This window comes from Streptomyces sp. NPDC002690 (assembly GCF_053592415.1).
On sequence record NZ_JBSFVR010000289.1, the window covers coordinates 1 to 9724 of the forward strand.

General features: G+C 73.2%; 6 protein-coding genes. 3 read left to right on the forward strand and 3 right to left on the reverse strand.

The annotated features are described in order from the left end of the window. Nucleotides 1-354 precede the first annotated feature (354 nt). Nucleotides 355-2496 carry an alkaline phosphatase family protein gene (locus ACWD3D_RS27605; RefSeq protein WP_451463495.1) on the forward strand — a complete coding sequence of 714 codons (2142 nt, stop codon included), beginning with the start codon at nt 355-357 and terminating at the stop codon, nt 2494-2496. 11 nt (nt 2497-2507) lie between these two features. Then, nucleotides 2508-5840: a LamG-like jellyroll fold domain-containing protein gene (locus ACWD3D_RS27610; protein ID WP_451463496.1), complete on the forward strand. Its 3333-nt coding sequence runs from the start codon at nt 2508-2510 to the stop codon at nt 5838-5840. Between the two features lie 96 nt (nt 5841-5936). On the opposite strand, the gene ACWD3D_RS27615 is transcribed toward ACWD3D_RS27610, so the two are convergent. Further along, the gene (locus ACWD3D_RS27615; protein ID WP_451463497.1) at nt 5937-6818 is read right to left on the reverse strand and encodes an ABC transporter substrate-binding protein; all 882 of its coding nucleotides are present in this window, start codon (nt 6816-6818) and stop codon (nt 5937-5939) included. A gap of 301 nt (nt 6819-7119) precedes the next feature. Here ACWD3D_RS27615 and ACWD3D_RS27620 point away from each other — a divergent pair, with 301 nt between their 5' ends. Continuing rightward, a complete protein-coding gene (locus ACWD3D_RS27620) occupies nt 7120-7977 on the forward strand; it encodes a M12 family metallo-peptidase (protein WP_451463498.1) in 858 nt (285 codons plus the stop codon). Nucleotides 7978-8006: 29 nt separating this feature from the next. Here the strand turns inward: ACWD3D_RS27620 and ACWD3D_RS27625 are convergent, their stop codons facing one another. Both ACWD3D_RS27625 and ACWD3D_RS27630 read right to left on the reverse strand, forming a co-directional pair. Further along, nucleotides 8007-8636: a GNAT family N-acetyltransferase gene (locus ACWD3D_RS27625; protein ID WP_451463499.1), complete on the reverse strand. Its 630-nt coding sequence runs from the start codon at nt 8634-8636 to the stop codon at nt 8007-8009. An 88-nt stretch (nt 8637-8724) separates the two neighbouring features. Further along, nucleotides 8725-9645: a YihY/virulence factor BrkB family protein gene (locus ACWD3D_RS27630; protein ID WP_451463500.1), complete on the reverse strand. Its 921-nt coding sequence runs from the start codon at nt 9643-9645 to the stop codon at nt 8725-8727. Nucleotides 9646-9724: the final 79 nt, after the last annotated feature.

Below are 9724 nucleotides of genomic sequence, written 5' to 3' on the forward strand. Positions count from 1 at the left end.
GCCTCCGGGCCCGCCGGTGCGGAGGCAGCCCGCCGTGCCGCCGACGCGCCACGCGGCCGACGGCACGCGACACACACCGCCACTGCAAGATCATCACCGGCCGGTGTGCCGGTCATCCGCGTGCGGTCGCCGGGAATTCATCTCACGCCACTACGTTCTCGCGAGCACACATCGTGGATCGGTCCCGTCCGCGGCCTGCCCGGTCCGGGCCCGTGCGCACGTCGTCCCGGCACCGGTGCCACCGGTCCTCCGGCCCGGGGAGAGGACGACCGCAGGGGCGTGGTCCTTGCCGGCCGGCCGGCTGCGCGGCGATGTGCGCGCACCACCGAACCCCTCTCCCCCCGGAGGCTCTTGATGACGCTCACCACGGCCGAGACACCGCTCGCCGATCTCCTCTCCCCGGAACAGGCTTTCGCGGAGCCCGAATTCGCCGTGCGGGGTCCCTCCGCTCCGGATCCCGCCGGCCAGGCGCCCGCAGAAACCGTGTCCGGGGCCGCCGCCGGACTCCGGCTCTCCCGGCGGTCGATGCTGCGCGGTGCCGCCGTCGCGTTCGGCGCGCTCGCCACCGGCTCCGCCGTCCAGGCCGCCGAAGCGCCCACCGCCGCAGCGGCCGAGTACGTCCTGCCCGCAGGCTACAAGGGTGACATCTCGGACCTGAAGCACGTGGTGATCCTGATGCAGGAGAACCGTTCCTTCGACCACTACCTCGGCAAGCTCCCCGGTGTGCGCGGCCACGACGACAAGCAGGCGCTGACCTTCCAGGACGGCACGAGCGTCTTCCAGCAGCGCGACGCGGACGGCACCGTCGTCGCGCCGTCCGCCTCGACCGCGACCTGGGGCGACAACCACAACTTCTACGGCGCGAACGAAGGCCGCTGGAACACCTGGGTGCAGGACAAGGGCGCCGGCTGCATGCGCTACTACACCCCCGACCACATGCCGTGGATGTACTCGCTGGCGAGCCAGTACACCGTCTGCGACATGAACTTCTGCTCGCTGCACGGCCCGACGATCCCCAACCGCTACTACCTGATGACCGGTACCTCCCACGGCGAGACCTCCAACGCCGGTCAGAACGACTACAGCCGCGGCTGGCTGACCGTGCCCGAGCAGCTCCAGCAGGCCGGCATCGACTGGCGGGTCTACAGCGACAACAGTGGCAACGGCCTCGGCGGCGCGCTGCAGGGCGGCTTCGTCGGCGACTACGGCTGCAACGTCACCAACAGCTTCCGGGCCTTCGACCCCCGCTCGGCCTCACCCGAGGACCTGGAGCCGGGCACCGGCAAGGTCTGGAAGGCCAACTCCTTCCTGTACTCCGGGGCGACCACGCCGAACGACGACTCCGACGCGAACCTCGAAGCGGTCCTGCGGGACCTCTCCGCCGCCTGCGAGCCCGGCGCGGAGCACCCGCTGCCGGAGGTCTCCTGGATCGTCATGCCGGCCGCCTGGAGCGAGCATCCCAACTTCGACACGGTGCACGGCGAGCGCTACATGGACAAGGTGCTGCGCACCCTCCAGAACAATGCCGACATCTGGGACCACACCCTGGTGATCATCACCTACGACGAGAACGACGGGAAGTTCGACCACGTCCTGCCACCGCGCCCGGAGGCCGGCACGGCGGGCGAGTTCTCCGGCACCACGCCCTACGGGTTCGGCCCGCGGGTGCCGATGCTGCTGGTCTCGCCGTGGACGCGCGGCGGTTACGTCGCCTCCGAGGTCTTCGACCACACCTCGACGGTGAAGTTCCTGGAGACCTGGGCCGCCCACCTCGGCAAGCCCTTCACCTGCCCGAACATCTCCGACTGGCGGCGCTCCGTCTCCGGCGACCTGACCAGCGCCATCGACTTCGCCCACCCGCAGCCGGGCCCCGCCGACATTGCCGACCCGGTGAACGGCACGCCCCCGCCGCTGTCCGCGGACCGGATGAAGCCGCGCGGACTGTCCTTCCACCCGCACGCCACGCTCACCGAGAACCGCTCGGCGGGCACGGTGACCGCCACCATGACGCTGGCGGGCGGCCCGGACGGCAAGGCGGTCAGCCTCCAGGCCTTCCCCGACAAGTACCTGCCGTTCGCCAACACCCCCTACACGGTCTCCGCCGCTGCCCCGCGCACGCACACCTGGGACGCGCGCAAGACCGACGGGAAGTACGCCTTCTCCGTGTACGGCCCCGACGGCTTCGTACGCTCCTTCGCCGGCCAGATCATCCCCGCCACGCAGAAGAACATCCCCGTACCCCGCGTGGACACCGAGCTGGTGCCCGGCAAGGAGGCCGGGGTACGCCTCACCCTGCGCAACGACGGCACCAAGCCGGTCCGCTACACCCTCACCGCCCACGACCACCTCGGCGCCACCCAGACGTACAGCGTCGCCGGCGGGGCCGCCACCACCGTCGACTGGCCGACCCGGCTCGGGTACTACGACGTCGTCGTCACCGCCGACACCGGTACCGGCTGGACCCAGCGGTACGCCGGTCGCGTGGCGACGGTCTGAGGAGCGAGAACATGAGAACGCGCACCCGTCACCACGCCGCCCGCTTGGCGGCCGTCCTGGTCCTGCTGCTCACCCCCACCACCCTGCTCGCGGGGCCCGCGGCGGCGGCGACGCCCGCCCCGCAGGCCACCGCGACCGCTACGACGTCCGGCGAGGTGCCTTCCCCGGACGTCCTCGACGTCGACTTCGCCGACCGCACCCCGGCCGACCGCGCCCAGCGACTCGCGCCCGTGGTCAAGGGCGCACCGCAGATCACCAGCGACCCGGGCGCCGGCAAGCCGGTGGCCACCTTCAACGGCACCTCGGACGCCTACTCCTATCCGTTCGCCGTCCAGTGGTCCAAGCTCACCGGCGGGTTCACCGTCGGGTGCCGCTTCCGCTGGAACGGCGCGACGGTCCCGGCCACCGGGCAGAAGGCGATCTGCTCGAACGCCCAGTCGGGCGGGGCCGACCTCCAGATCGACAGCGGGCAGCTGGCGTTCTCGGTGAACGCCGGCGGCTACAAGTACACCCACGCCCCGATCGTCGCCGGCCGCTGGTACGACGCGGTGGCCACCTGGGACGGCCAGAGCGTCAAGCTGTACGTGGACGGCGTGCTCGCCTCGGCCACGGCGGCGCCGGGTGCGCTCACCGTCCCCGCGTCCGGCGCGCAGAACTGGACGCTGGGCGCCGACTCGGCGTCCGCCGGTGGTATCGAGACCCCGTCGCCCGTCAGCATCTCCACCGCCGACGTCTGGACCGGTGCGCTCACGGCCGATCAGATCGCCGCCTTCTCCGCCGCGAACGGCGCCCCGCCCGCCGGGGCGCCCGACTGCGGCGCCTACGACGACGGCGTCGAAGGCGCCGCCGGCGCTCCGGCGGGCACCGTCGTCCTGGACGAGGACTTCACCGGGTCCGACGCGCTCGACTGCTGGAACCAGGCCGCCGGATCGGAGCTCTGGACCGTGGCCGACGGACGGCTGACCGGCCGCTCCCCCGCCGCCGGCGACCAGCCGGTACTGACCTTCGGGCCGCATCTGGACGACTACCTCCTGGAGACCACCGCGCGCTTCGACAGCGTGCTCCGGCCGGACGACCCGTGGTTCGCGCTGATCGCGGACACCCCCGTCGACGGGGTACGCCCCTACCCGGCGTTCGCGGTCCGCAGCGGCACCACGGCGGCCGACGGCGTCCGCGCCTTCGTCCAGTCGCCCACCACGACCTCGGCCCTCGCCGCCGCACCCCTCGGCGCCGCCCTGGGCACCGGCACCGACGCGCGCCTCGCACTGGAGGTGCACGGCACCACCGCCAACTTCTACGTCGACGACCGGCTCGCCCTCGCGGGTGTGGCGCTCCCCCGCACCGCCACGGGTGTGACGGGCCTGTACCTGGACTCCGCGACGGTCTCCTTCGACGATCTCCGGCTCACCAAGCTGGCCCCGCTCGGCACCACCGGCTTCATGACCGACACGTTCCGGCTGCCCGCCGCGCCCGTCTCCACCGTCGTACGCCAGCCGCTCGCCGGACTGTGGAAGACGGGCTGGACGCGGCCGGGCGGGGCCGGGACCGTGTTCCGCAAGGTCTCCGGTGACTCCTGGCTGGACGTGGACGCCGACGGCGTCGTCACCGGCACCGCCCCCGCCGAGGTCCCGCAGGACGAGGGCGCGCTCACCGTGGAGGCGACCGACGGCACGACCACCGCCGACATCCTCCTCCAGGTCCCGGTCTCGGCGGCGGGTGCGGCCCCGCAGCTGCAGAGCGCGTCCTGGAACGCCTGGGACGGCGGCAGCCACGTCACCGACGCGGTCGCCAAGAACGTCGCCGTGATCGCCACCCAGGGCATCACGCTGGCCGGGTTCCAGGACGGCGGCGCGGCGATGGCCCGCGAGGTCGGCGCCGCCCTTGGCTGGGACGTCTACGCCTCGGGCGATCTGGGCATCGTCTCCGCCTACCCGATCGCCGACGCGGACCGGGTCGCCCCGACCGGTACGGCCCCGGCCGCCGCCGTCACCCTGGACGTGGCCGGCACCCCGGTGCGGGTCTGGAACACTCATCTCGACGAGACCGACTACGGCCCCTACCGGGCCTGCTTCGACGCGGCCACCGATCTCGCGGCGCACGAACTGACCACCACGCGTTACGCCCAGGCCCGCGCCGTGGCGCAGGAGATGGCGGCCGACCTCCCGGGCGACACCCCGGTTCTGCTCCTCGGTGACCTGGCATCCCCCTCGGCCGCCGACTGGACCGAGTCCGCCGGCGGCTCGCACTGCGATGCCGGGGCGGTGGACTGGCCGGTGCCGGACGTCTTCGCGGACCTCGGTCTGACCGATTCCTACCGTGTCGCCAACCCCGACCCGGAATCCGACCCGGGGAACACCTGGTCCCCGGTCACCTCCGGCAACGCCAACGGCAAGGACGAGCCGCAGGACCGCGTCGACTACGTCTGGTACCGGGGCGACGGCCTGCACCTCGACGAGGCGCACGCGCTGACCGTCGGCTGGCCCTCCGAGGACGACGTGGCGGACAACTCCTGGGCGAGCGACCACGCCGCCGCCGTCACCACCTTCACCCTCGGCGAGAGTGACACCGCCCCCGCCCCGGAGCTTCCGGTCGTCTCGGTGGACAAGCACACCGTCGCCTACCAGGCCGGGCACGGGCCGGTGGACGCCGCCGCGTTCCTCGCCGACGCGGGGGCCACCGCCGACCCGGCCGAGGCGGTCCTGCGGGCCGACCTCTCCGGCGTCGACTTCGCCGAGCCCGGCTGGTACACCGTCCTGATCACCGCCGTCCACGGCCGCTACACCTCCGACCCGGTGGCGGTGACGGTGCGCGTCGCTCCGCGTCCCGGTCTGGTCCTGTCGGCCGCGACGGCCGTCTTCACCGCGGGCGACACCGTGGACGAGGCCGCCGTGCTGGCCCGGCTGAAGCCGGTGCTCGACGTCCCGGGCACCGTCCGCGCGGACCTGACGGCAGTCAAGTCCGCGACGCCCGGCCGCTATCCGGTCACCGTGACGGCCACGGACGAGTGGGGATTCACCGCGACCCTGCCCGCCCTCGTCGAGATCGTCGGCGTTCCGCCGACGGCCTGGAGCCCCGCGGAGGTCTACGACACCGGCGACACGGTGAGCTACGGCGGCGCCCTCTACCAGGCGTCCTGGTGGACCCGGAACCAGACGCCCGGCGACCCGTACGGCCCCTGGCAGGAGATCGCCCTCACCGAGGACGGCACCGCCGTCTGGACCGCGTCGAGGATCTTCCGGACCGACGACGTCGCCGTCTACCAGGGCAGGACGTACCGGGCGAAGTGGTACAGCCGCAACCAGGTCCCGGGCGATCCCTACGGGCCCTGGGTCGCCGTCGGCTGACCGCCCGGCCGGTGAACGGCCGCCGCACGCACGACGGAGCCCGGCACCTGCGTTCCCGAGGGGCCGGGCTCCCGCCGTCCGCGTGACGGCACTCGATCAGTCCTCGCGCACGGATTCCAGGGCGTCGGCGACCGTCGAGAGGAAGCGGGCGTGCGCGTGGGGGCTGTACAGCGGTTCCGGGTTCCACGGCACCACGAGCGTCCCGGCGTCGAGCAGCGCCGCCCAGTCCGGCTGGTCGCGGAGGCCGCTCAGCGGTGCCGCGTTGACCCGGACGTCGGTCAGCAGGATGCGGGGAGCGAGCGCGGCCACCTCGGCCCAGGGCGCGGTGTGCCAGTTGACGCCGGGGCCCGGGGGCGGGTCGACGAGGCCGACGCCCAGCTCGTCCAGGGCCGCCAGTTCCGGCCACAGGGCGGGCCGGGCGACGTACGCCTGGTCCTGGTCGGCCGGGGAGAGCGCCACCACCGGGACCGCGCCGGCCGGAGCGGCGTCGCGCAGCCGGGCCCGCGCGGCTTCCAGTTCCTCCTCCGCGAGGGAGGGTCCGGCCGCTCCGAGCGAGCGCGCCAGCTCCGCGAAGCGCTCGCAGGTCCCGGCCAGCGTGCGCGAGGGGCCGACGTCGATCACGACGACCGGAACCGCTTCCTCAAGGTGCTTGGCGGTGTCGGGGTCGAGTCCGTACACCTGGCCCCCGCCGTAGCTGACGGCCACCACCAGGTCCGGGGCGTCCCGCAGCAGGGTGTCCACGTCGAGAGCGGTCCCCGCCCCCACGTAGACCACCTCGTCCGGCGGGAGTTCACCCGCCTTCGCCGGGTCGAGTCCGGCGCCGTCGTGGCCGGAGCCGAAGACGCCCCGGGGCCGGACGCCCAAGTCCCACAGGGTGGCGCCCGCCTGGACGTACGCCAGCACCCGCGAGGGACGCCGGTCCGCCTCCGACACCCGGCCCCGGTCGTCCGAGAAGTGCCACCCGCTCTGTTCCGCCACGTTCCCACCCCTCGATCCGCCGTCCGCTCAGCCCTACCCCTTCGCACAGATGTACCTGCCCAACTCCTCGCCACCGCACCCCTCACCCTTCGGCCCGGCGGCGGGCGCGCCCCCCCGGACGGCTCCCAGCAGCACGGGTACGGCTCCGACTCCCTTACCGCGCACTCCACTTGCACCGCTTCGGGCGCGTCGGCCCCCGCCGAACCGGGCGGGGCGGGTCCGGTCGCCCCGTTTCGTCCCGCGCCGATCAAGAAACACTGTTGGCGACCGGCTCACCCCGCCCGGACGGAAGGATGCGCCCATGCCCGCGACCGCTTTCAAGGTGGCCCTGTCCCTGCCCCTCGTCGCCGCACTCGGCCTCGCACCGTCGGCGGGCAGACCCGCCCACGAGACCGCGTCGAGCATCACCCGGGCGGCGGGGGCCCGGCCGGCCGGCCGCTGCCCGGTGGTCGACGTACTGGCCGTGTACACGCCGAAGGCCGCGGCGGCCGTGGGCGGCGCACACCGGGTACAGGTCTCGGCCCAGGAGATCGCCACCCGCATGAACCAGTCCCTGCTCGCGAGCGGGGTCTGCGGCTCCATCCGGATCGTCCACCCGTACACGGCGAAGGGGTACGAGGGTTCCGACGAGTTCGACCCCGCTTACGACGGGCTCCGCGAGGGTGACGACCCCGCCCTGGGGCCGAAGGCCCGGCAGCGCCGCGACCGTTACGGCACCGACCTCGTGACGCTCGTGGTGGACGCGTCCGGGCGGGGTGGCGGCACCGGGGACTACACCCCGGACCTGACCGCGTCCTCGGACGCGTACGCCTACGCGGTGGTGGACGTCCAGGGCATCGCACTCGACTCGGCCAGCCATGAGATCGGCCACAACCTGGGCCTGGCCCACGACCGTACGACGCTCGCCGACGGGTCCGAGGGAGCCATGGAGGTCAGCAGCACCCGCCCGTACAACACCGGCTGGGTCACCGAGGACCGGGAGTACTACACGATCATGGCCTACCGGTCCGCCTGCGGTGACGACTGCCACCGCGTCAGTCGCTTCTCCAGTGCCGAGGGCACGTGGAAGGGCAGGCGCCTCGGGAACACGGCCAACGACAGCGCCCGGGTGCTGCGGGAGACGATGCCGATCGTGGCCGGGTACCGCACCGCCCCGTGACCCGGCAGGCCCCGCGCCCCCGCGCCGCCCTACAGCCCGGCGCTGTCGGTGCTCCGGCCCAGGTAGGTCAGCACCCCGGGGTCGGGCACGTCGATCTCGTGGAACCCGAGCCGGTCGTAGAAGAGCCTGGCCGGCTTGTTCGCCGTCAGCATCGAGAGGTACACGTCGGCGACCCCCTTGGCGCGCAGGGCGTCGAGGAACGCGCGCATCAGTTCCCGTCCGTGGCCCTTGCGCTGCCAGGGCGGCAGGAGGTCGATGTGCAGATGGGCGGGGTAGTCGGCGACCTGCGGGCCGAGCATGTGCTCGGGGCGGTGCAGGAGCGCGACCATCTCCTCGGTCGGCGTGGTGGGCGGTTCGCCGGAGGCCGGGAACCGGCCGGCCACCAACGGCAGCCAGCGCTCCCGGAAGGCGGCGGCGAACGCCGTGGTGTCGGCCGTGCCCAGGACGTATCCGACCGCCTGACCCGAGCCGTCGTCCAGTACGAACGCCAGGTCGGGTTCGAGGTACGCGTACGGTGCGGCGAACAGCGAGGGCATCAGCTCCTGATCGGCGTACAGATGCCGGGAGTCACCACCGTTGTCGGCGGTCCGGACACAGATGTCGGCGAGCGCGGCGCGGTCGCCGGGGCGGTAGGAGCGTATGTACGCGAGCTGTCCCATGGCGGGGAGCATGCCACCTTGGGAGCGCTCCCACAAGGTCCTCGGGTCACCGCTCCACACGTCCCGGCGAGGGCCCCTCAGCGACCGGTCAGAGCTCCTCGCCGGACCCGTCGCCGGACCCTTGCGGCGGCACTGTCGGACGTACGCCGCGGGCTCTCCGCTCCGCCGCCAGCTCGGCGTTGAACTGCGCTCCGGCCAGCAGGGCCAGGTTGGTGAACCAGACCCAGATGAGAAAGACGACGAGCCCGGCGAGCGAGCCGTACAGCCGGCTGTAGGCGCCGACGTGCGTCGCGTAGAGCGCGAATCCCGCGGAGGCGACGAGCCAGAGCACGGCCGCGAGCACCCCGCCGGGCAGCCCCTGCCGCGTACCGCGCACCGAACGCGGTCCCGTCCTGAAGAGGACGGTGATGAGACAGGTGACCAGCACCAGCAGAACGGGCCACTTGAGGAACCACCACAAGGTCTGTCCCGCTTCCGCGAGCCCGATCCGGCGGGCCGCCCAACGGGCCAGCGGCCCGGTGAGCACCAGCACGAACGCGCTGGTCAGCATCAGGAGGAGCAGCCCGATCGCCGAGGCGACGATGGTGTGGGCGTTGCGCAGCGCGGGCCGGGTGTCGCGCTCGTGGTGCATGGCGTGCAGGGCCCGGCGGAAGACCGCGAGGTAGCTGGAGGCCGACCAGACCGCGCTGACGCTGCCGGTGGCGACCAGGACCCAGCCCGCGGCGCGCTGCTCGGTTGCGGCCAGCAGCGGCTGCCGCAACGCCGCGCCGGACTCCGCCGGGGCGAAGGCCGTGATGTCCGCGATCAGCGCGGCCGTGGCGCCGGGACTGGCCAGCCCGATGACGGAGACGGTGACCAGCAGTGCGGGCAGCAGGGCGAGGATCGCGTAGTACGTCTGAGCGGCGGCCCAGTCGGATATGTCGTCGTTCCACAGCGAGACGGGGGTCCGCCGCAGCGCGGCGGACCAGGCGGCGGCGCGGCCGGCCTGGTGGGCTCCAACGCTGATCAGCCACTGGGAGGCGGGGCGGCGCCTGCCGAAACCGGATGACGCACGGAGGATCGATCTGGCGTTGAAGACGGACGGGTTC

Excerpts from the sequence above, each read along its gene's own strand:
- ACWD3D_RS27605 (WP_451463495.1), top strand. The coding sequence starts at position 355 with ATGACGCTCACCACGGCCGAGACACCGCTCGCCGATCTCCTCTCCCCG.
- ACWD3D_RS27610 (WP_451463496.1), top strand. The coding sequence starts at position 2,508 with ATGAGAACGCGCACCCGTCACCACGCCGCCCGCTTGGCGGCCGTCCTG.
- ACWD3D_RS27620 (WP_451463498.1), top strand. The coding sequence starts at position 7,120 with ATGCCCGCGACCGCTTTCAAGGTGGCCCTGTCCCTGCCCCTCGTCGCC.
- ACWD3D_RS27625 (WP_451463499.1), bottom strand. The coding sequence starts at position 8,636 with ATGGGACAGCTCGCGTACATACGCTCCTACCGCCCCGGCGACCGCGCC.